Below are 19,329 nucleotides of genomic sequence, written 5' to 3'. Positions count from 1 at the left end.
CCCGGGTCAGCCGGCCAGCCGGGCCAGGTCGTCCCGGTAGTCCGCCGCGGGGCCGAGTTCCGGCACCAACCGCACCAGCGTGCCCTGCCGGTCCACCAGCAGCGCGGCGGCGGTGCCCGGCCGGGCCGCCAGGTGCAGGTAGGAACGGAGCCCGCCGGCCGGGTCGCCGAGCGGGCGTACGCCGGTGGCGGTGGCGGGCCCGGCGCTGCGGCCCTCGGTCACGGTGACCACGGTGACTCCGGCGGGCGCGGTGGCCGCCGCGGTGCCGACCTCGTCGGCGCAGGCGCAGGCGTCAACCAGGATGATCATGGCGGGCAGCAGGCTGCGCAGCGGCACCGGGGTGTCGTCGGCGCCGACCAGGTCCAGCGCGGGCAGCGGGCCGACCGCCGACGGCGCGGCGGTGGTGGCCCGGGGCAGCACGGTCGGGGCGCCGGAGCGGTTGGGCCGCGGCCAGGTGACGGCGGCCAGCCCGGCGAGCGTGACCAGCATCGAGACCAGCAGCACCAGCACGGGAAGCCCGAGCCGGACCCGGACCGGCCGGTGGGTGTGCCGGGGGTCGCGGCGCAGCTCCCGGCGCACCTGCCGGGCCTCGTCGGCGAGCGCCGAGGCGTCGTCGGGGACGACCACCCGGCCCCATTCCGGGGGCAGCCCGGGGAGCCCGTCCGGCGGCCCCTGGCCGTCAGCGTCAGGCACGCCCATCGGACCCCCAGAACGTCTCGGTGAGCGGACGTCACGTCCACCACCAGCGTCCCGCACTGGGGGCCGTACCGCCACATCTGGGCGCGGATGGAGTTGCGGAGCTACCATGGAAGGAGCGCATTGCCCCAGATCTGCAACGCTCCGGTCGCCCGCGCCGGGTTGTCATCTGCTAGTCACGGAGCGTGTCCAAACCATCGACTTGACCTCCTGTCAAGCCGAAGAAATACCTCTCACAGGGCCCCTGAGCTGCGCCAACGATCAGGACAGCGGTGAGACATCGGTGCCTGAGCGTGTTACCCTAGACACAGCGAAAGGGGTTTCGAACCTATGGTTTTCAGTGTCGGCGAGACCGTTGTTTACCCCCACCACGGGGCCGCACTCATCGAGGCAATCGAGACTCGGGTCATCAAGGGCGAGCCCAGGGAATACCTCGTCCTGAGGGTCGCGCAGGGTGACCTGACGGTCCGGGTGCCTGCCGAGAACGCCGAGATCGTGGGTGTGCGCGAGGTGGTCGGCGAAGAGGGCCTGGGCAAGGTCTTCGACGTGCTCCGTGCACCGCACACCGAGGAGCCGACCAACTGGTCGCGGCGTTACAAGGCAAATCTGGAGAAGCTGGCCTCCGGCAACCCGCTGAAGGTGGCCGAGGTCGTCCGCGACCTGTGGCGCCGGGAGCGGGAGCGGGGCCTGTCGGCGGGCGAGAAGCGCATGCTCGCCAAGGCCCGTGACATCCTCGTGGGCGAGGTCGCGCTGGCCGAGAAGAGCACCAAGGACGAGGCGGAGACGCTGCTCGACAAGGTGCTGACCGAGGCCTGATCCGCACCGCTGCCTCTACCCGCACCACAGCGAACGAAACCGAGGACCGCGACGTGACCGCGCAGCTCAATCCGCGCGGTGACGTCGCGGTCCTCGTTCCTGCGGCCGGCGCCGGCGTACGCCTCGGCCCGGGCGCGCCCAAGGCGCTCCGACCGCTCGCCGGTGAGCCACTGCTGGTGCACGCGGTCCGCCGCATCGCCGCCGCGCCCTCGGTGCACACGATCGTGGTGGCCGCGCCGGCCGCCGATGTCGAGTCGGTGCGGGCGCTGCTCGCGCCGGTGGCGCCGGTGACCGTGGTGCCGGGCGGCGCCGAGCGCCAGGCGTCCGTGGCGGCCGCCCTCGCCGCCGTGCCCGCCGGGCCCGAGATCGTCCTGGTCCACGACGCCGCCCGGGCGCTCACCCCACCCGATCTGGTCGAGTCGGTGGCCGCGGCGGTCCGCGGCGGGCACGACGCGGTGATCCCGGTGCTGCCGGTGGTCGACACGATCAAGGAGGTCGACGCCGCCGAGCGGGTGCTCGGCACGGTCGACCGGGCCGCCCTGCGGGCGGTGCAGACGCCCCAGGGCTTCCGCCGGCCGGTGCTGACCGCCGCGCACCGGGCGGCCGGGGATCCGCTCACCGACGACGCCGGCCTGGTGGAGAAGCTGGGCGTCGGGGTGTGCTGCGTACCCGGCTCCGAGCTGGCCTTGAAGATCACCCGCCCGTTCGACCTGGCGCTGGCCGAACACCTCCTGACCACCGGCGCCTGACCGCGCGTCCCACGTACCCTCTGGTCATGATCGTTCCTCGGGTGGCTGTCGGCACCGACGTGCACGCGTTCGCGGCCGGGCGGCCCTGCTGGGTCGCCGGCCTCCACTGGCCGGACCAGGACGGCCTGGCCGGCCACTCGGACGCCGACGTGGTGGCGCACGCCGCCTGTAACGCGCTGCTCTCCGCCGCCGGCCTCGGTGACCTGGGCGCGAACTTCGGGGTGGATCAGCCGGAGTGGGCCGGCGCCTCCGGGGTGGCGTTGCTGGCCGAGTCCGCCCGCCGGGTGCGGGCGGCGGGCTTCGCGATCGGCAACGTGTCCGTCCAGGTGGTGGGCAACCGGCCCAGGATCGGGCCGCGTCGGGACGAGGCGCAGCGGGTGCTGTCCGAGGCGGTGGACGCGCCGGTCACGGTGTCCGCGGCGACCACCGACGGCCTCGGCTTCACCGGGCGCGGCGAAGGGCTGGCCGGCATCGCGGTGGCGCTGGTGTACGAGGCGCCGGCCCGATGACGCGGTGACCGGGACACCCGGTCACCGCGCCCGGCTCAGTCGACGTCGGCGCAGACGTTGTGGGTCGTGCCGTGGAGCATCGTGATGGTCTTGTCGAAGGTCGGGGTGAACTCCACCCGGAACTGGCCGTCGACGATCCACAGGCCCTTCGGAAGCGTGCCCGCGTTCTCCCGGAAGCCGAGCAGCACCGGACCGGTGACGTACCAGGTCATCGAGCCGTCGGTGCGGTAGCGGACCAGCGAGGTGCCGCTCGCGTCCGCCGTGGCGGTGGCCCCGGTCTCCACGTTTGTCACCCGGTCGATGAGGGCGCCGGTGAACAGCTCCTCCTTCGGCGAGCCGTCCGGATAGCTCGCCAGGGTCAGCTTCCGCACCTCGTCGACGATCGGCTCCACCCGTACCGCGAACTCGCACCGGGCGCCGGCGGGCAGCTCGAACGCCTCCTGGGGCGCCGGCACCCAGGCGCCGGACGTGTGCCCGTCCCGGGCGGCGGACGCCGATCCGGGCAGGGCCGCGACCACGGCCGCCACGACCGACGCCACCGCGATACTCATCCCGCTGAAACGCATGTTCACTCCATCCGTACTGCTGGTCAGGGCGAGTCCCAGCGTCCCCGGGACGGATCACCACCGGCTCACCGCGCGCAGGCGGTGGCCGGGCCGCCCGGCCCCGGCTCCCGGTCGGTCGCCGGGGTGCCCGACCACGCGCTCACCGCCGGGTGACAACCGCCGGTGCCGGCCGGATCGTCCTGTTCGTTATGGAGTTCCGCCTGCTCGGGCCGTTCGAGGCCCGCCACGACGGCCGGCCCGTCGAGATCGGCAGCCGGCGCCAGGAGCGCTGCCTGCTCGGGATGCTGCTGCTCGACACGGGTGGGGTGGTGCCCACGGACCGCCTCATCGACCTGCTGTGGAACGGCCGGCCGCCGGTTGCCGCGCGCGGCGCGGTGCAGACGTACATCGGCCGGTTGCGGGGTGCGTTGAAGCCGTACGGGGTGCGGATCAGCACCCGAGGTGCGGGCTACGCCGTCGAGGGGGACGGGATCAGCGTCGACGTCGACGAGTTCGGCGAGCTGGTCCGGGCAGCCGGCGCGGTCGCCGACCCCGCCGAGCGGCTGCGGTTGCTGGACCGAGGGCTGGCCCTCTGGCGGGGGCCACTGCTCGCCGACGCGGCGGACGGCGAACTGCGCGACCGGCTGCACGGCACGGTCGAGGAACTGCGGCTGGTCGCCGTGGAGCTGCGCGCCGAGGCGCAGCTCGCGCTGGGCCAGCACGCGCAGGTCATCGCGGAGCTGACGCCCCTGGCGGACCGACATCCGGTTCGGGAACAGCTGATCGGCGTGCTCATGACCGCCCTCTACCGGGGGAACCGCCGGGCCGAGGCGTCGCGGCTCTACCGCACCACCCGGGAGCTGCTGAGGGCGGACTTCGGCGTCGAACCGGGGCCGCGGCTGCGCGAGGTGCACCGCCGCGTGCTGTCCGAGGACAACCGGCTCGACCGGATCGGTCGGCCGGTGTACGAGGTCCGGATCCGCGACGAGAGCCTCCCGTGGAGCGTCGGCGGCCATCCGGCGCTCGACTTCTGCAACACCCTGGCCGGGTGGGGCAGCGAATCCCCGCTGCCTGGCGCCGAGTGGCTGCGCGGCTACCGGACCCTGGCCGTCTGGAGCGGCCACGTCGGGCTGGCCGACGAGGTGTCCGTCACCCGCCTGCTGCACCTTGCCCGACGCGACCCCGCCTCGGCGGAGGCGGTGCTCGCCGAGGCCCGTACGCTCCGCGCCGCTCTCTACGCCAGCCTGGTCGACCCGGCCGACCACCGGGCCTTCGACGCGGTCGCCCGGGCCGCCGAGGCGGCCGCCCGGACGCTTGTGTTCCGGCGCGGGACGGACGGGCGCGGCCGCTGGTGGATCGACCTGACCGCCGGGCTGCGGTTGCCGCTGCACGCCGCCGCGTTCAGCGGCGCGCAGCTGCTCGCCGATCCGAGCCGGCTCACCGTCCGGGCCTGTCCGGACGGGCGCTGCGGGTGGCTGTTCCTCGACGAGAGCGGCCTGCGCCGGTGGTGCAGCCTCGGCACCTGCGGGGGCCGGGCGGACGCGCCCTGCCGCAGCGCCTGACCGCGCTGGCCGGCACGGGACGGGCCGGGGCGGCTAGGCTCGCCGGGATGCCGAGTGACGCCGCTCCCGACCAGTCCGCCGCCGACGGCTTCCTGCAGCGTGCCCACCTCCTCGCCGAGCTGGGCCGCTACGACGAGGGGATCGGCGAGCTCACCGCGCTGATCGCCACCGAGCCCGCGCATCTCGAGGCGCTGATGATGCTGGCCCGGATGCAGCTCGCCGCCGACCGTCCCGCCGACGCGCTCGCGGTGGCCGAGGCGGCGGTGTCGGCCGTGCCGGGGGCCGTGCCGGCGCTTGTGGCACGCGGGCTCGCGCTGCTCGACCTGGAACGCTGGAAGGCCGCCGCGAGCACCGCCGAGGAGATCCTGGCGCTCGGCCCCACCGACGCGTACGCGCAACGCAGCGCCGCCGCGATCCTCTCCGCCGCGCGCAACGGGCAGCCGGCGCTGGACGCGGCCTGGCGGGGTGTCGAGCTGGCCCCGGACGAGCCGGAGGCTCATCTCGTGCTCGGCCTGGTCGCGGTGCGGCTGGAGCTGTTCGACCTGGCCGAGCGGGCCTACCGGGAGGCGTTGCGGCTGGACCCGGAGCTGGCCGGGGCGGGGAAGGACCCGGGGGTGGCGCGGCTGGAGCGGCGCCGCTACGCGGAGACGCTGGAGCACCTGACCGAGGTGGCCGACATCTCCCCGACCGGTCCCGATCCGGTGCGTACCGCCGACGCCGGTCTGCGCCGGCTGGTGCTGTCCGCCGCCGGCTGGTCGCTGGTGCTCACCGTGCTGGTCGCCGCGCTGGCCCCGGCCGCGCCGGGCGCGTCCCGGCTGCTCGCCGTGCTGGCGGCGGTCGGGGTCGGGCTGCTGGCGGGACTGCCCGCGTCCCGGCTGCCCGGCCTGCGGGACGCGATGTCGCGCGGGCTGTCCCCGGCTGTCTACGCGGCGGCCGCGGCGCCGCTGTTGCTGGCGGTGTATGCGCTTGTCGGCGGCCCGTGGCCGCTGGTGGGTGCGATCACTGCCACGGTGGTCGCCGGGTTCACCGCATTCCGCCGGGGGTAGAAAAATCGGATGCTCACCGTCAACGCCTACGCGGCCACGTCCGCGACCGACCCGCTCACGCCGACCACCGTCGAGCGGCGGGACCTCCAACCGGACGACGTCCTCATCGACATCAGGTTCGCCGGCATCTGCCACTCCGACATCCACACCGCGCGCAGCGAGTGGGGCCCGACCACCTACCCGATCGTGGTCGGCCACGAGATCGCCGGCGTGGTGCGGGAGGTCGGCTCCGCGGTGACGAAGTTCGCCGTCGGAGACCGGGTCGGCGTCGGCTGCATGGTCGACTCCTGCCGGGAGTGCGACAACTGCCGCAGGGGGCTGGAGCAGTACTGCCTCAAGGGCAACATCGGCACGTACGGGGCGGTCGGCCGGGACGGCAAACCGACCCAGGGCGGCTACTCGCAGGCGATCGTGGTCACCGAGGGCTTCGTGCTGCGGATCCCGGACGGCATCGAGCTGGACGCCGCCGCGCCGCTGCTCTGCGCCGGCATCACCACCTACTCGCCGCTGCGGCACTGGAACGCCGGGCCGGGTCGGAAGGTCGCCGTGGTCGGCATGGGCGGCCTCGGCCACATGGCCGTGAAGCTGGCCCACGCCATGGGCGCCGAGGTGACCGTGCTGTCCCAGTCGCTGAAGAAGCGGGAGGACGGGCTGCGGCTCGGCGCCGACCACTACTTCGCCACCTCGGACGAGGCGACGTTCACCGACCTGGCCGGCTCGTTCGACCTGATCGTCAACACGGTCAGCGCGTCCATCGACCTGGACGCCTACCTGGGGCTGCTGGCCGTGGACGGGACGCTGGTGAACGTGGGCGCGCCGGAGGACCCGCTGTCGGTGCGCGCGTTCTCGCTGATCCCGGCCCGGCGGTCGTTCGCCGGCTCGATGATCGGCGGCATCGCCGAGACCCAGGAGATGCTCGACTTCTGCGCCGAGCACGGGCTGGGCGCCGAGATCGAGGTCATCCCGGCCGAGAAGATCAACGAGGCGTACGAGCGGGTGCTCGCCTCGGACGTGCGCTACCGCTTCGTCATCGACGCCTCGACGTTCTGACCACCGCGTGCGAGGGGGCCGCGTCCGTGCCGGGCGCGGCCCGCTCGGCGTACGTCAGGGTTTGCGCGCCCAGGTCCAGGCGTAGCCGTCGTCCTCGCAGGCGGTGCCCGCGTCGCAGAGGTCGAGCGGGCGGAACGTGTCCACCATGACCGCCAGTTCGTCGAAGAAGTCCGCCCCGATGGACCGCTCGGCGGCGCCCGGCTGGGGGCCGTGGGTGAAGCCGGACGGGTGCAGCGAGATCGAGCCCTGCTCGATGCCGGAGCCGCGCCGGGCCTCGTAGTTGCCGCCGGTGTAGAAGAGCATCTCGTCGGAGTCGACGTTGTGGTGGTTGTACGGCACCGGGATGGCGGCCGGGTGGTAGTCCACCTTGCGCGGCACGAACGAGCAGATCACGAAGTTCGGGCCCTGGAACGTCTGGTGCACCGGCGGCGGCTGGTGGATCCGCCCGGTGATCGGCTCGAAGTCGTGGATGGAGAACGCCCACGGGTACATGTGCCCGTCCCAGCCGACCACGTCGAACGGGTGGTTCGCATAAACATGACGCGTCCACGCTGTGCCGCTGCCACCCGGGCCTACGGCCCGAGAGCGGTGTCGGACCAGCACCTCGACCTCCTCGCCGTCCACGAGCAGCGGGGTGTCCGGTCCCCGGACGTCGCGCTCGCAGTAGGGCGAGTGCTCCAGGAACTGCCCGCGTACGGAGAGGTAGCGCTTGGGCGGCCCGATGTGCCCGGCCGCCTCGACGGCGAGCAGGCGGGTCGGCTCGTCGCCGGTCGGCACCAGGCGGTGGATGGTCGAGGTGGGGATGACGACGTAGTCGCCGGCCACCGCGTCGAGCACGCCGAACGGCGACTCCACCCGCATCGAGCCGGATTCCAGGTAGAGGCAGTGGTCGCCGGTGGCGTCGCGGAACAGCGGTGAGGGCTGGTCGGCCAGCACGTACGCGATCCGGACGTCGTCGTTGGCGAGCAGGTACCGCCGGCCGAGCACCGGGTCGGCGCCGCTGCCGTCGAGCTTGTGGGTGCGCAGGTGGCGCGGCTTGAGCGGCAGGTTCGGCACCCGGGTGACGGTGGGCGGGGCGAACTCCTCGGCGGCGAGGATCGCGGTCGGCGCGTGCCGGTGGTAGAGCAGCGACGAGTCGGAGGAGAAGCCCTCCTGACCGACCAGCTCCTCGGCGTAGAGCGTGCCGTCGGGCTGCCGGAACTGGGTGTGGCGCTTGCGGGGCACCTCGCCCACGCTGCGGTAGTACGGCATGTCGCCTCCGTTATGTCCCGTTGGCCGGCCGGTAGCGTCCGATAATCGGACGTTGTTGTCCGTTCCTCGTAGCGTCCCGTACATTCTTCTCTCGTGTCAACGCAGGTGCCCCGCCTCCTCGCCGGCCTGGTGGACGACGCCGCGGTCTTCCCCCCGGGCAACGCCACGCTGCCCGACGCGGTGACCGCGCACCGCACGCACCGCGCCGCCTGGTACGCCGGCCTGGTCGGCCCGCTGCTGCTGCCCGCCTCGGAGATCGTCCGCGGCGCGCTGAGCGGCCTGGTGGACCCGGCCGAGCGCTTCGTCATCGGGTTGATCGGCGACACCGGTCTCGACCAGCTGCCCGCCGCGCTGTCGGCGCTGACGCCCGACGGGGTGACCGCCCGGCAGGTCGAGGCGCCGGTCGCCAAGCGCGGCGAGGACCCGCAGCCCGGCCTGGCCGAGCTGGTCGCGCTCGCCGGCCGGCTCGACGGCGCCACCGTCTACGCCGAGGTCCCGCTGACCTTCGGGCTGATGGGCGCGTTGGACACCCTCGCGCGGGCGCGCGCCGACCGGCTGCCGGTGGCGGCCAAGTTCCGCACCGGCGGGTTGGCCGCCGAGCTGTTCCCGACCCCGGCCGAGCTGGCCGCGGTGATCTGCGCCTGCCGCGACCGGGACCTGCCCTTCAAGCTCACCGCCGGGCTGCACCACGCGATCCGGCACCGCGACCCGGAGACCGGCTTCACCCACCACGGCTTCGTCAACGTGCTGGCCGCCACGCTGGCCGCCGTCGAGGGCGCCGAGGTGGACGGGGTGGCCGAGCTGCTGGCCGCCACCGACCCGGTGCGCGTGGTCGAGTCGGCCCGGGCCCGGCGCGAGGCCCAGCGCCCGCTCTGGGTCGGGTACGGCTCGTGCAGCATCTCCGAACCACTTACCGATCTGATCCGGCTGGGGCTGGTGAACGGAGGCTTCGAGGCATGAGCGAACGCACCGAGCGGAGCGAGGGCCGTGCGGGCATGCCCGGTCGGCACGGCATGAGCGAACGCACCGAGCGGAGCGAGGGCCGTGCGGGCATGCCCGGTCGGCACGGCATGAGCGAACGCACCGAGCGGAGCGAGGGCCGTGAGGGCATGCCCGGTCGGCACGGCATGAGCGAACGCACCGAGCGGAGCGAGGGCCGTGAGGGCATGCCCAGTCGGCACGGCATGACGTGGGTTGCCGGGGCGGCGGGGTCGCCGTACGGGGTGACGAACCTGCCGTACGGCGTGTTCCGGCACGGCGACCGGGAGCCGCGGATCGGCGTCCGGATCGGTGACCTCGTGCTCGACCTGGCCGGCGCCGAGGCGGCCGGCCTGGTGCTGGCCGGCGGGGCGCTGGGCCGGCACACGCTGAACGCCTTCCTGGCGCTCGGCCGGCCGCAGTGGACCGCCGTCCGGGCGCGGGTCACCGAGCTGCTCACCGACCCGGCGCACCGGCCGGCGGTGGAGCCGCTGCTGGTGCCGGTCGGCGAGGTCGAGCTGCTGCTGCCGTTCGAGGTGGCGGACTACGTCGACTTCTACTCCTCGGAGCACCACGCCGGGAACGTCGGGCAGATCTTCCGGCCGGGCCAGCCGCCGCTGCTGCCGAACTGGAAGCACGTGCCGATCGGCTACCACGGGCGGGCCGGGACGGTGGTCGTCTCCGGCACCCCGGTGGTTCGCCCCACCGGGCAGCGGGCCAGCGCGCAGGGCCCCACCACCGGCCCCTCGGTACGCCTGGACATCGAGGCCGAGGTCGGCTTCGTGGTCGGTGTGCCGAGCCGGCTCGGTGACCGGGTGCCGGCGACCGACTTCGCCGACCACGTCTTCGGCGTGGTGCTGGTCAACGACTGGTCGGCCCGGGACATCCAGGCCTGGGAGTACCAGCCGCTCGGCCCGTTCCTCGGCAAGTCGTTCGCCACCTCCGTCTCGGGCTGGGTCACGCCGCTGGAGGCGCTCGTCGACGCGTTCGTGCCCGCGCCGGACCAGGACCCGCCGGTGCAGGACTATCTCCGCGACACCCCGCACCTCGGGCTGGACCTGACCCTGGGCGTGGAGTGGAACGGCGAACGGGTGGCCGAGCCGCCGTTCGCCACCATGTACTGGACCCCGGCCCAGCAGCTCGCCCACCTCACCGTCAACGGGGCGTCGCTGCGCACCGGCGACCTCTACGCCTCCGGCACCGTCTCCGGCCCGGAACGCGGCCAGGTCGGCTCGTTCCTGGAACTCACCTGGGGTGGGGCCGAGCCGGTGAAGTTCGCCGACGGCAGCCAGCGGACCTTCCTGGAGGACGGCGACACGGTGACGATCACCGCCACCGCGCCCGGTCCGGACGGCACCGCGATCGCGCTCGGCGAGGTCACCGGGACGGTCCTCCCGGCCCGCTGACCGCCGCCTTCCGCATCGACGGCCCCGATCGCACCCACTGTGCGACCGGGGCCGTCGCGTTGCGCGTTGATCGACGCGGGTCGTGTGCGCCCCGGGCGGTGCCGGTCCGGGGCGCACCGAGGAGTGAAAAACAGGAAGGACCGAGCATGACCGAGTTGACCGGCGCCGTCTGGCGCACCAGCAGCCGCTCGAACGATCAGGGTCTCTGCGTCGAGGTGGCCACCAACGTGGTCGCCGCGCACGGCGTGGTGGGCGTACGCGACTCGAAGGACCAGGACGGTCCGACGCTCGCGGTGAGCCCGCCGGGCTGGACCGCGTTCGTCACGGCGTTGCGCGGCGACGCCTTCCGCGGCTGACCGATCCCGCCGGACCCCGGCGCCCCGCAGGGGGCGCCGGGGGTGGAAATGTCACTCTGGGGCTCCCCCGGACCGGTGACGGCCCGTACCGTGGACGACACGGGAGGTGCCATGTCGACGGTGACCGTTTCCGCCTTCATCGAAGCGCAGGACGCCGATCTGTGGCGCCTGCTCACCGACCTGCCGGCCCGCGCCGACTGGCTCTCCGCGGTGGGCGCGGTCGAGGTGCTCACCGAGGGCGGGTTCGCGCCCGGCACCGCCTGGCGGGAGACCCGGGTCCGGCCGGACGGCGGGTCCGAACCGGAGGAGTTCGAGGTGGTCGAGGCGACCGCCCCGCGCCGGGTGGTGCTCGGCTCGCGCGGCGCCGGCGTCGACTACCGGATCACCTGGACGTTGCGCACGGTCGAGCGCCGGCGGCGCGGCTGCACCGAGGTCACCGTCGAGCAGGAGGCGATGCCCACCCGGCCGTACGGGCGGGTGCTGGCCCTGATCCTCGGCGGCCTGGCCGCCCGGGCGGTGCACGGCGCGCTGCGGCGCGACCTGGCCGACCTGGCCCTCGCCGCCGGCCCGGCCCACTCCGCCGAGGCCGCCTGAGTCGACGGGTCACCCCGCGCCCGGCCGTGCGCCGGGCGGCCGGGCGACCGGATCACGGCCCGGACCCGGCCGGTAGGGTGCCGGGTCGGAGGTGACGGATGGCGAAGGCCGGCAGGCGGCGGGCCGTGGTGGCGCTGGTGGCGGTGCTGGCCGTCGCGGCGTCGGTCGCCGTGGTCGCCCGGGTGCTGGCGCCGGCCGAGGTCGAGACCGTGGCCCGCGGCCCCTACCCGGAGGCGCCCGCGCCGGCCGCCGGGGTGATCGGGCGGCTGCCGGTGGCGCCGCTGGTCGTGGACGGCCGGCTCCGTGTCTACGCCGGCGCCCGCCAGGTGTACGCGGACCAGCCGGTCACCGGCCGGCACCGGGTCACCCCGTTCTGGTCCTACCGCCGCTGGCCGGCGACGCTGGTCGGGGTGCTCGCCCAGGGCACCACCGTGGTCAGCCGCTGGTCCGACGGCACGTTGGTGGCGCTTGACGCGCGTACCGGACGGGTGGCCTGGCGGGCCGACGGCCCGGAACCGGCGCCGGTGCCGAAGCCCCGCCGCACGTTCGCCGCCCCGGTCTGGGATCCGGTCGGCCTGCACGTCGCCCGCACCGCCGGCGGCCTGGACGTGCTGCTCGCCGCCGGTCCGGAGGCCCTCGGCGGGTACGCCCTGGCGGACGGCCGTCGGCTCTGGCACGCCGACGTCGGCCAGGGCTGCCGGGTCGACGTGGGCAGCACCGCGAGCGGCGAGATGGTCGGGGTGGACAGCTGCGCCGGGCCGGCCTCGGTCGAGCTGCGGGACGCGGCGACCGGTGCGGTGCGGACCCGGTGGCGACCGCCGAACGCGCCGGACCGGCTCGTGGTCACCCCGGTCGGCTGCCGCGACGGGCGCTCCGGCTGCCGCGGTCTGCGTACCGCCGGGCCCGGCGGTGAGTCCGGGCGGGGCTGGCTGGTGACCGATCCCGGCGAGCCGTCCGCCGCGCCGGGCCTGGACGTTCCGGGCGTGGTGCTGGACGGCGAGCGGGTGGTGGACACGTCCGGCGGCGTGGTGGTCGGGCGGTCCCCCCGCACCGGCGAGGAGCTGTGGCGCCGGGCGGACATCCACCCGGCCCGGGTGCTCGCGGTCGAGCCGGGGCGGGTGCACCTGCTGACCGACCGGCGGGAACTGGTCACGCTCGACCCGCTCACCGGGGCGACCCGGTCGGAGTTCGTGCTGGACCTCGGGCGGGACGGGATCGGCTGGCGGCCGGGCCGGGCGTACGCGGTCGACGGCTACGTCGCGGTGGAGCGCGTCCGGGAGGAGGCGACCGCGGATGACGACGACCAGGGCTATTTCCTGATGGCCGAGTCAATCCTGCTCGCCGCCACCTGAGAACGGCCGGCCGGTGAGAAGGGGCCCCTTCTCGACGCCAGGCGTTAAGAAGGGGCCCCTCCTTACACCAGGGCGGCCTCGGCGGCGGCCAGGAACGCGTCGTTCTCGGCCGGGGTGCCGATGGTGACGCGCACCCCGTCGCCGGAGAACGGCCGCACGATCACGCCGCGCGCCTCGCACGCCTTGCCGAACTCCACCGCCCGCTCGCCCAGCGGCAGCCAGACGAAGTTGGCCTGGCTCTCCGGCACGTCGGGCACGAACTTGCGCAGCGCCTCGGCGACCCGGTCCCGCTCGGCCACGACCAGCGCGCAGCGCCGCTGTACCTCGTCGGCCTGGGCCAGCGCGGCCAGCGCACCGGCCTGGGCGGCCGAGCTGGTGGAGAACGGGGTGACCACCTTGCGCACGGCGGCGGCCACCGCAGGCGCGGCGACCAGCCAGCCGATCCGCAGACCGGCCAGGCCCCACGCCTTGGAGAGCGTGCGCAGCACCGCCACGTTCGGCCGGTCCAGGTAGCTGAGGCCGTCGGGCACCTCGGGGTCGGTGACGAACTCCCGGTACGCCTCGTCGATCACCACGAGCACGTCGTCCGGCACCGCGTCGAGGAAGCGGTCCAGCTCTGCCTTGCGCACCGCCGTGCCGGTGGGGTTGTTCGGGTTGCAGACCAGGACCATCCGGGTCCGGTCGGTCACCGCCGCCGCCATCGCCGCCAGGTCGTGTCCGTGACCGGCGTCGTTCGGCACCCGCACGCTTGTCGCGCCGCTGGTCGCCGCGATGATCGGGTACGCCTCGAACGAGCGCCACGAGTAGAGCAGCTCGTCACCCGGCAGGCAGGTGGCCCGCACCAGGTGCTCGGCCAGCGCCACCGAGCCGCAACCGGTGGCGATCCGGTCGGCGTCCACGCCGTAGCGCTCGGCGAGGGCCTGGCGCAGCGCCACCACGCCCATGTCCGGATAGCGGTGCGAACCGGCGACCGCCTCGGCGACCGCCTCCACCACGCCGGGCAGCGGGCCGTACGGCACCTCGTTGCTGGCCAGCTTGATCGCCTCGGACAGGCCCAGCTCCCGGGCCAGGTCGGCCGGGCTGCGGCCGGGCACGTAGTTGGGCAGCGCGTCCAGGTCGGCGCGGGTGAGTCGCAGCGCAGGCTGGTGACGTCCGGTGTCGGTCATGGGGTGTCTCCCGGGGGGTCGGCGCGGTCGTGCGGGGCGGTACGGGGGTCGGGGCGGGGGAGCTGGACCACCACGGTCTGCGCCCGCTTGTCGTGCAGCGCCTGGCGCAGCGGCTGGTCGAACAGCGGCGAGACGGCGTCGACGAACTGGAGCACCAGGCCCAGCCCGCAGCAGTACCAGAGCAGCGTGGGCATCCCGAGCGTGCTCCAGCGCCGGAAGGCCCGGCCGAAGCCGAGCGGCTGGTCCGCCTCGACCGGCAGCGCGCGTACGCGGGCCACCCGCTTGCCGAAGGTCTGCCCGCGCGCCGCCATCGACGGCACCTCGTAGGCGAACCAGAGCGCGGTGGCGATCAGCAGGATGACGACCTGCAACCCGCCGGCCTGCTCGTCGATCTGGGGCAGCCCTTCGGTGGAGGTGTCCCCGTTCACCGCCCGGCGCATCGTCTCCCGCAGGTACGGCGAGATCGCCTCAAGGTAGCGCCAGACGAACCAGCCGTTGACCAGGGCGTTGAGCAGGAACACCACGCCCAGGTCGATCAGCCTGGCGACCAGCCTGGCGCCGTACGAGGCGAGCGGCAGCCCGTGCGGACGCGGGATCGGCGGCCGGCCCGGCCACTGCGGGTACGGCCAACCCGGCGGCGGCCCCTGCGGTCCCGGCTGGCCCGGCTGGCCGGGCCATGGCCCAGACTGGCCCGGTTGCCCAGACTGGCCCGGCCACGGTCCGGCGTGACCAGGCTGGCCGGGCTGCCCCGGCCAGGGACCGGGCCGTCCGGGTGCGCCGGACGTCGGGAACGGCTCGGGCGAGCCGGCCGCACCGGAGGTCGGCCGGTCGGTGGTCGCACCGGGGACCGGCGTCACGGCGGCCGGCTCGGGCTCGGCGGGCGGGGGACCGTCGGGCGGGGTGACGTCGACCGGAATCGGCGCGCCGACCCAGCCCTCCCCGTCCCACCAGCGGCGGGTCTCCGGTTCGGCAGGGTCGACGTACCAGCCGGGTTCCAAGCTCACGGTGCTCCCTCGGTTCGCGACTGCGGGGCTCGCAGGCCCGGCTCGCTCCTCGCGCTCACGGTGCTCCCTCGGTTCGCGACTGCGGGGCTCGCAGGCCCGGCTCGCTCCTCGCGCTCACGGTCCAACCTTAACGACGACCGTGTTCGCGAACTTGTCGTGGAGGCACTGCTGCCAGGGCTTGTCCCAGAGCTGCCAGAAACCGTCGAGGTAGTTGAGGAACGGCACCAGCGACCCGGCGACGAACTCGACCAGGTAGCGCTTGCCGAGCATGCCCCGGGTCAGCGTGGCGCCGGGCTGCGCCGGCACGATCCGCAGCTTCATCACCTTCTTGCCCAGCGTCTGCCCGCTGCGGTGGGCGTATTCCACGTGATAGAGCCAGTAGAAGACCAGCAGCAGCACGAAGAGTCCCAGCTCGGCGGCGAGCAGCGGGAGGAAGAAGTCGGTCAGGAAGGTGTCCGGGTCGGGCCCCTCCGAGCCGGCCTGATCCAGATCGCCGATCATCCGGAAGAAGAGCAGGAAGAAGATCGGCAGGAACAGCACCATCGCCACCGCCGAGGCCACCGCGGTGTCGATCAGCCAGGCCAGCAGCCGGTCGCCGAAGCTGGCCAGCGGCTGCCCGTCCGGTGCCACCGCGGGCGGGGCGAGCGGCGGGTACGGCACGTACCCGGGCGGGGGCGGCGGGTAGCCGGGCAGGCCCGCGTACGGCGGCGGGGTGTGCTGCGCGGGCACTGCGGGGCCGGTGGGCGGCGCGAAGCCGCCACCCGCGGGCGGGGGCCCGGCGGGCGGCGGCGTCGGGTTCGGGGGAGGCTGGGTCACGCGGACAGTGTCACAGATTGCCGCGCTTCTCCTGCTCCCGCTCGATCGCCTCGAACAGGGCCTTGAAGTTGCCCTTGCCGAAGCCGAGGGAGCCGTGCCGCTCGATCAGCTCGAAGAAGACGGTGGGGCGGTCCTGCACCGGCTTGGTGAAGATCTGGAGCAGGTAGCCGTCCTCGTCCCGGTCCACCAGGATCTTGCGGGACTGAAGCTCCTCGATCGGCACCCGCACGTTGCCGATGCGGGCCCGCAGCTCCGGGTCCTGGTAGTAGGAGTCCGGGGTGTCCAGGAACTCCACGCCGGCGGCCCGCATGGCGTCGACGCTGGCCAGGATGTCGTTGGTGGCCACCGCGACGTGCTGGGCGCCGGGGCCCCGGTAGAACTCCAGGTACTCGTCGATCTGCGACTTCTTGCGGGCCACCGCCGGCTCGTTGAGCGGGAACTTCACCTTGCGGGTGCCGCTCGCGACCACCTTGCTCATCAGCGCGGAGTAGTCGGTGGCGATGTCGTCGCCGACGAACTCGGCCATGTTGGTGAAGCCCATGACCCGCTTGTAGAACTCGACCCACTCGTCCATCCGGCCCAGCTCCACGTTGCCGACCACGTGGTCGACGGCCTGGAAGAAGCGCTTCGGCTGGAGGCCGGCGGCGATCATCGGCTGCCGGTCCACGATCGGGCCGCGGGCGACGAAGCCGGGCAGGAACACCCCGGTGTAGCGGGACCGGTCGACGAGCGTGTGCCGGGTGTCCCCGTACGCGCCGATGGACGCCATCCGGACCGTGCCGTGCTCGTCGCTGACGTCGTGCGGCTCCACCAGTCCGGTGGCGCCCTGCGCGGTGGCGTGCGCGTACGCGGCGTCCACGTCCGGCACCTCCAGCGCGATGTCGGAGATGCCGTCGCTGTGCTTGGCCACGTGCTCCGCGCCGTCGGCGTCCGGACGGACCACGCCGGTCAGCACGAACCGGGCCGAGCCGCTGGTCAGCACGTACTGCGCGTGGTCCCGGTAGCCCTGCTCCGGGCCGCGGTAGGCCACGCAGGTCATGCCGTAGGCGGTGGAGTAGTAGTGCGCCGCCTGCTTGGCGTTGCCGACCAGGAAGTGCAGGTGGTCGAGGCCCTTCACCGGGAACGGGTCCCGGCTGATGTCGTGGTCGACCGCGCCGACGAGAACGTCGGCGTCGGCCTCTTCGGTCGACTGGGGTCGGTCGATCGCCTGGGTCATGGGTGCCTCCCTCGCGTACCGGCCGGCCTCGTGGGCCGCCGTGGATGTGCTTCGGGCGAGCATCTACGGGCGGCCTCCGGTTGGGCAATAGTTGACGAATTTCCTGGTCAGGTTGCGCATTCGGTACGGTGAACCACCATGAACACTGGTCAGGCTGTACAGCTCGACGAACTGGACGCCCGCTTGATCGAACTGCTCGCCGAGGAGCCCCGGATCGGGGTGCTGGAGTGCTCGCGGCGGCTCGGGGTGGCCCGGGGCACGGTCCAGGCCCGGCTGGACAAGCTGGTCGGCCGGGGCGTGGTGGGCGGGTTCGGGCCGGAGATCTCCCCGGCCGCGATCGGCTTCGGGGTGACCAGCTTCGTCACCCTGGAGATCAGCCAGCGGCACGGCCACGACCAGGTCACCGCGCATCTGGCCGCCATCCCGGAGGTGCTGGAGGCGCACACCATCACCGGCTCCAGCGACCTGCTCTGCCGCATCGTGGCCCGGTCGAACACGGACCTCCAGCGGGTCATCGACCAGATCGTCGCCTCGGAGGGCATCCGGCGCGCCTCCACCATCATCGCGCTGGCCGAGCAGATCCCCTACCGCACGCTGCCGCTCGTCCGCTCCGCCGCCGGCGGTGAAGGAGGGGCCCCGCTTGACGCATTCGGTAGAGGCGGGGCCCCCTCTTAACATCCGAGGCCGACCAAGAAGCGGCGCGACACGCCCCGCGCGGACCCCGGGGGAACGGTGATCGTCGCTACCGTGTCCCGTGTGAAGGGCCTAGGCGTACGCGGCTGGTTGCTGCTCGGGCTCATCACCGTGGTCGTGCTCGCCGCCACCGGCGTGTGGAACCCGTTCCCCGGCATCTGGGACTGGGTCGACCGGAGCGAGCCGATCTCCGAGCCGGACGTGGCCTGGCAGCAGCGCGTCGGCGGCACCCCGCGCAGCGTCACGATCGCCGGCGACACCGTGATCGTGGAGCAGCGCACCCGGATCGAGTCCCGCAAGCTCGCCGACGGCAGCCAGCTGTGGGAGCGCAAGGCCGACTGGTCGGCGGTGGCCGGCAGCGGCCGGGAGTCGGTCGTCGCCGTGGGCAAGCTGCTGGACAAGGGGTACGAGGTGCTCGACCCGGTGTCCGGCGTGACCCGCCGCCGCGACGGTCGCGCGATCGCCGTCTGGACCTACCGGAACCTCCTGCTCGACGCCTACTGCGTGCAGCCCACCGACTGCACCCTGCGGGCCTGGGAGCCGCGCGGCGCCACCCCGCTGTGGAGCGTGTTCCTGCCCGGCGTGCACAGCGGCGTGCTCGCCGACAATCCGGAGCTGCTCGGCACCCGGCGGCTGGGCGCGACCCGGATCGACAGCGGGGTGGCCGGGCCGGAGTCGGTCCCGCCGCTGCTCGGCTTCCCGGTCGACGGCCGGGTGCACGTGGTGGACACCGCCACCGGTCGGGTGCTGCAGAACGTGCAACCCGGCCGGGACGAGCGGCTCGCGGTGATCGGCGGCCGGCTGCTCCGGATCGCGGCCACCTCCCGCGACGGGAGCTGCTACTTCGTCATCACCGCCGTCGACCCGGCCACCGGGCAGCAGGTGTGGCGGCGGGCCGGCCTCAACCTGCGCACCGCGGACTCCGCCGGCTGTGTGCAGCGGGAGGACCCGCAGGGCGCCCGGAACGTGCTCATCGGGGTCGCCCCGGACGGCCGTGAGGCGGTGCTCGACGGCTACGACGGCCGGCTGCTCCAGGTCGGCGCGGAGGGAGAGAAGCTGCTCGCCGTCGACGACCGGTACGCGGTGGTGCGCAGCGCCGACAAGGATTCGCTGTTCGGCCGTGAGTTGTCCGCCGAGCGGACCCGGTGGACCCGCCCGGCCGGCGGGAAGAGCGGCGCGGCGCTCACCCCGTACGCGGCGGTGATCACCGGGGACAGGCCGTCCCGGCTGAGCGCGGTCGAGCCGCGTGGGGGCCGGGTGCTGGTCGAGCTGCGTACCTCGGCGAACGCGTTGGCGGTCGGCCCGAACGGCATGATCATCGGGGAGGGGCGGGAGATCGGGTACGTCCGTTGGGGCGCCGGCGCCGCCGGTGTGCCGGCGGCGGACCAGGGGGCCGTGCCGGCGCCCGACCCGGCCGACACCTGGCGTCCCCCGAGCGACCAGGGCAGTTGCGGGCCGAAGAAGGAACTCTGCGCCGACGGGAAGTGACGCCCGGTGAGATCGGCGTCCCACGACCCACCGGCG

General features: G+C 74.1%; 20 protein-coding genes. 13 read left to right on the top strand and 7 right to left on the bottom strand.

Annotated features, from left to right (window positions below):
• Positions 1–6 precede the first annotated feature (6 nt).
• Positions 7–699: a hypothetical protein gene (locus tag ACGFI2_RS15590; RefSeq protein ID WP_393516660.1), complete on the bottom strand. Its 693-nt coding sequence runs from the start codon at positions 697–699 to the stop codon at positions 7–9.
• A gap of 327 nt (positions 700–1,026) precedes the next feature.
• On the opposite strand from ACGFI2_RS15590, the gene ACGFI2_RS15585 reads away from it, so the two are divergent.
• From ACGFI2_RS15585 to ispF, 3 genes are read left to right on the top strand one after another with little or no spacing between them, the layout of a single operon-like run.
• Positions 1,027–1,512, top strand: coding sequence for a CarD family transcriptional regulator (locus ACGFI2_RS15585; protein ID WP_013288937.1), 486 nt, complete (start codon positions 1,027–1,029; stop codon positions 1,510–1,512).
• A gap of 53 nt (positions 1,513–1,565) precedes the next feature.
• Positions 1,566–2,261, top strand: a complete 696-nt coding sequence (gene ispD, locus ACGFI2_RS15580; protein WP_393516658.1) for a 2-C-methyl-D-erythritol 4-phosphate cytidylyltransferase — start codon at positions 1,566–1,568, stop codon at positions 2,259–2,261.
• Positions 2,262–2,287: 26 nt separating this feature from the next.
• Positions 2,288–2,770 (top strand): 2-C-methyl-D-erythritol 2,4-cyclodiphosphate synthase, encoded by a 483-nt coding sequence (gene ispF, locus ACGFI2_RS15575; RefSeq protein WP_393516656.1) that lies wholly within the window; start codon positions 2,288–2,290, stop codon positions 2,768–2,770.
• Between the two features lie 35 nt (positions 2,771–2,805).
• Here ispF and ACGFI2_RS15570 read toward each other — a convergent pair whose 3' ends face one another.
• The gene (locus ACGFI2_RS15570) at positions 2,806–3,336 is read right to left on the bottom strand and encodes a hypothetical protein (RefSeq protein WP_393516653.1); all 531 of its coding nucleotides are present in this window, start codon (positions 3,334–3,336) and stop codon (positions 2,806–2,808) included.
• Positions 3,337–3,485: 149 nt separating this feature from the next.
• Here ACGFI2_RS15570 and ACGFI2_RS15565 point away from each other — a divergent pair, with 149 nt between their 5' ends.
• Genes ACGFI2_RS15565 through ACGFI2_RS15555 form a run of 3 tightly spaced genes read left to right on the top strand, consistent with a single transcriptional unit; the run spans position 3,486 to position 6,973 of the window.
• The gene (locus ACGFI2_RS15565; protein ID WP_393516650.1) at positions 3,486–4,877 is read left to right on the top strand and encodes a BTAD domain-containing putative transcriptional regulator; all 1,392 of its coding nucleotides are present in this window, start codon (positions 3,486–3,488) and stop codon (positions 4,875–4,877) included.
• A gap of 47 nt (positions 4,878–4,924) precedes the next feature.
• Entirely contained in the window at positions 4,925–5,923 is a 999-nt protein-coding gene (locus ACGFI2_RS15560) for a tetratricopeptide repeat protein (RefSeq protein ID WP_393516647.1), read from the top strand.
• 9 nt (positions 5,924–5,932) lie between these two features.
• Entirely contained in the window at positions 5,933–6,973 is a 1,041-nt protein-coding gene (locus ACGFI2_RS15555) for an NAD(P)-dependent alcohol dehydrogenase (protein ID WP_393516644.1), read from the top strand.
• A 54-nt stretch (positions 6,974–7,027) separates the two neighbouring features.
• Here ACGFI2_RS15555 and ACGFI2_RS15550 read toward each other — a convergent pair whose 3' ends face one another.
• A complete protein-coding gene (locus tag ACGFI2_RS15550; protein ID WP_393516641.1) occupies positions 7,028–8,224 on the bottom strand; it encodes a homogentisate 1,2-dioxygenase in 1,197 nt (398 codons plus the stop codon).
• Between the two features lie 93 nt (positions 8,225–8,317).
• Between ACGFI2_RS15550 and ACGFI2_RS15545 the strand changes: the two genes are divergently transcribed.
• The 5 genes from ACGFI2_RS15545 to ACGFI2_RS15525 all read left to right on the top strand — a co-directional run bounded on the left by ACGFI2_RS15545 (position 8,318) and on the right by ACGFI2_RS15525 (position 12,910).
• Positions 8,318–9,184 (top strand): hypothetical protein, encoded by an 867-nt coding sequence (locus ACGFI2_RS15545; protein ID WP_393516638.1) that lies wholly within the window; start codon positions 8,318–8,320, stop codon positions 9,182–9,184.
• Positions 9,185–9,408: 224 nt separating this feature from the next.
• Entirely contained in the window at positions 9,409–10,608 is a 1,200-nt protein-coding gene (fahA, locus tag ACGFI2_RS15540; RefSeq protein WP_393516939.1) for a fumarylacetoacetase, read from the top strand.
• 146 nt (positions 10,609–10,754) lie between these two features.
• On the top strand, positions 10,755–10,964 hold the full coding sequence (locus ACGFI2_RS15535; protein WP_393516635.1) for a DUF397 domain-containing protein: 210 nt from the start codon (positions 10,755–10,757) through the stop codon (positions 10,962–10,964).
• 111 nt (positions 10,965–11,075) lie between these two features.
• Complete coding sequence (locus ACGFI2_RS15530; protein WP_393516632.1) at positions 11,076–11,558, top strand: SRPBCC family protein; 483 nt, start codon at positions 11,076–11,078, stop codon at positions 11,556–11,558.
• A 98-nt stretch (positions 11,559–11,656) separates the two neighbouring features.
• The gene (locus ACGFI2_RS15525) at positions 11,657–12,910 is read left to right on the top strand and encodes a PQQ-binding-like beta-propeller repeat protein (RefSeq protein WP_393516629.1); all 1,254 of its coding nucleotides are present in this window, start codon (positions 11,657–11,659) and stop codon (positions 12,908–12,910) included.
• Positions 12,911–12,972: 62 nt separating this feature from the next.
• Here the strand turns inward: ACGFI2_RS15525 and hisC are convergent, their stop codons facing one another.
• From hisC to hppD, 4 genes are all read right to left on the bottom strand, one after another.
• Positions 12,973–14,076, bottom strand: coding sequence for a histidinol-phosphate transaminase (hisC, locus tag ACGFI2_RS15520; RefSeq protein ID WP_393516626.1), 1,104 nt, complete (start codon positions 14,074–14,076; stop codon positions 12,973–12,975).
• Positions 14,073–15,080, bottom strand: a complete 1,008-nt coding sequence (locus ACGFI2_RS15515) for an RDD family protein (RefSeq protein WP_393516623.1) — start codon at positions 15,078–15,080, stop codon at positions 14,073–14,075. Before ACGFI2_RS15515 ends, hisC begins: the two co-directional genes overlap by 4 nt.
• A 114-nt stretch (positions 15,081–15,194) precedes the next feature.
• Complete coding sequence (locus ACGFI2_RS15510; protein ID WP_393516620.1) at positions 15,195–15,896, bottom strand: RDD family protein; 702 nt, start codon at positions 15,894–15,896, stop codon at positions 15,195–15,197.
• A 10-nt stretch (positions 15,897–15,906) separates the two neighbouring features.
• Positions 15,907–17,112, bottom strand: coding sequence for a 4-hydroxyphenylpyruvate dioxygenase (gene hppD / locus ACGFI2_RS15505; RefSeq protein WP_393516617.1), 1,206 nt, complete (start codon positions 17,110–17,112; stop codon positions 15,907–15,909).
• A gap of 138 nt (positions 17,113–17,250) precedes the next feature.
• Here hppD and ACGFI2_RS15500 point away from each other — a divergent pair, with 138 nt between their 5' ends.
• Positions 17,251–17,787 (top strand): Lrp/AsnC family transcriptional regulator, encoded by a 537-nt coding sequence (locus ACGFI2_RS15500; protein WP_393516615.1) that lies wholly within the window; start codon positions 17,251–17,253, stop codon positions 17,785–17,787.
• A gap of 72 nt (positions 17,788–17,859) precedes the next feature.
• The gene (locus ACGFI2_RS15495; protein WP_393516612.1) at positions 17,860–19,293 is read left to right on the top strand and encodes a hypothetical protein; all 1,434 of its coding nucleotides are present in this window, start codon (positions 17,860–17,862) and stop codon (positions 19,291–19,293) included.
• Positions 19,294–19,329: the final 36 nt, after the last annotated feature.

This window comes from Micromonospora sp. NPDC049282 (assembly GCF_043197045.1).
GTDB lineage: Bacteria > Actinomycetota > Actinomycetes > Mycobacteriales > Micromonosporaceae > Micromonospora.
The sequence above is the reverse complement of the archived record's forward strand: the minus strand, read 5'-3'. Positions and strand labels throughout refer to the sequence as shown.

Excerpts from the sequence above, each read along its gene's own strand:
- ACGFI2_RS15590 (WP_393516660.1), bottom strand. The coding sequence starts at position 699 with ATGGGCGTGCCTGACGCTGACGGCCAGGGGCCGCCGGACGGGCTCCCC.
- ACGFI2_RS15585 (WP_013288937.1), top strand. The coding sequence starts at position 1,027 with ATGGTTTTCAGTGTCGGCGAGACCGTTGTTTACCCCCACCACGGGGCC.
- ACGFI2_RS15535 (WP_393516635.1), top strand. The coding sequence starts at position 10,755 with ATGACCGAGTTGACCGGCGCCGTCTGGCGCACCAGCAGCCGCTCGAAC.
- ispF (WP_393516656.1), top strand. The coding sequence starts at position 2,288 with ATGATCGTTCCTCGGGTGGCTGTCGGCACCGACGTGCACGCGTTCGCG.
- hppD (WP_393516617.1), bottom strand. The coding sequence starts at position 17,112 with ATGACCCAGGCGATCGACCGACCCCAGTCGACCGAAGAGGCCGACGCC.
- fahA (WP_393516939.1), top strand. The coding sequence starts at position 9,409 with ATGACGTGGGTTGCCGGGGCGGCGGGGTCGCCGTACGGGGTGACGAAC.
- ACGFI2_RS15560 (WP_393516647.1), top strand. The coding sequence starts at position 4,925 with ATGCCGAGTGACGCCGCTCCCGACCAGTCCGCCGCCGACGGCTTCCTG.
- ACGFI2_RS15500 (WP_393516615.1), top strand. The coding sequence starts at position 17,251 with ATGAACACTGGTCAGGCTGTACAGCTCGACGAACTGGACGCCCGCTTG.
- ACGFI2_RS15570 (WP_393516653.1), bottom strand. The coding sequence starts at position 3,336 with ATGCGTTTCAGCGGGATGAGTATCGCGGTGGCGTCGGTCGTGGCGGCC.
- ACGFI2_RS15530 (WP_393516632.1), top strand. The coding sequence starts at position 11,076 with ATGTCGACGGTGACCGTTTCCGCCTTCATCGAAGCGCAGGACGCCGAT.
- ACGFI2_RS15550 (WP_393516641.1), bottom strand. The coding sequence starts at position 8,224 with ATGCCGTACTACCGCAGCGTGGGCGAGGTGCCCCGCAAGCGCCACACC.
- ACGFI2_RS15555 (WP_393516644.1), top strand. The coding sequence starts at position 5,933 with ATGCTCACCGTCAACGCCTACGCGGCCACGTCCGCGACCGACCCGCTC.
- ACGFI2_RS15525 (WP_393516629.1), top strand. The coding sequence starts at position 11,657 with ATGGCGAAGGCCGGCAGGCGGCGGGCCGTGGTGGCGCTGGTGGCGGTG.
- hisC (WP_393516626.1), bottom strand. The coding sequence starts at position 14,076 with ATGACCGACACCGGACGTCACCAGCCTGCGCTGCGACTCACCCGCGCC.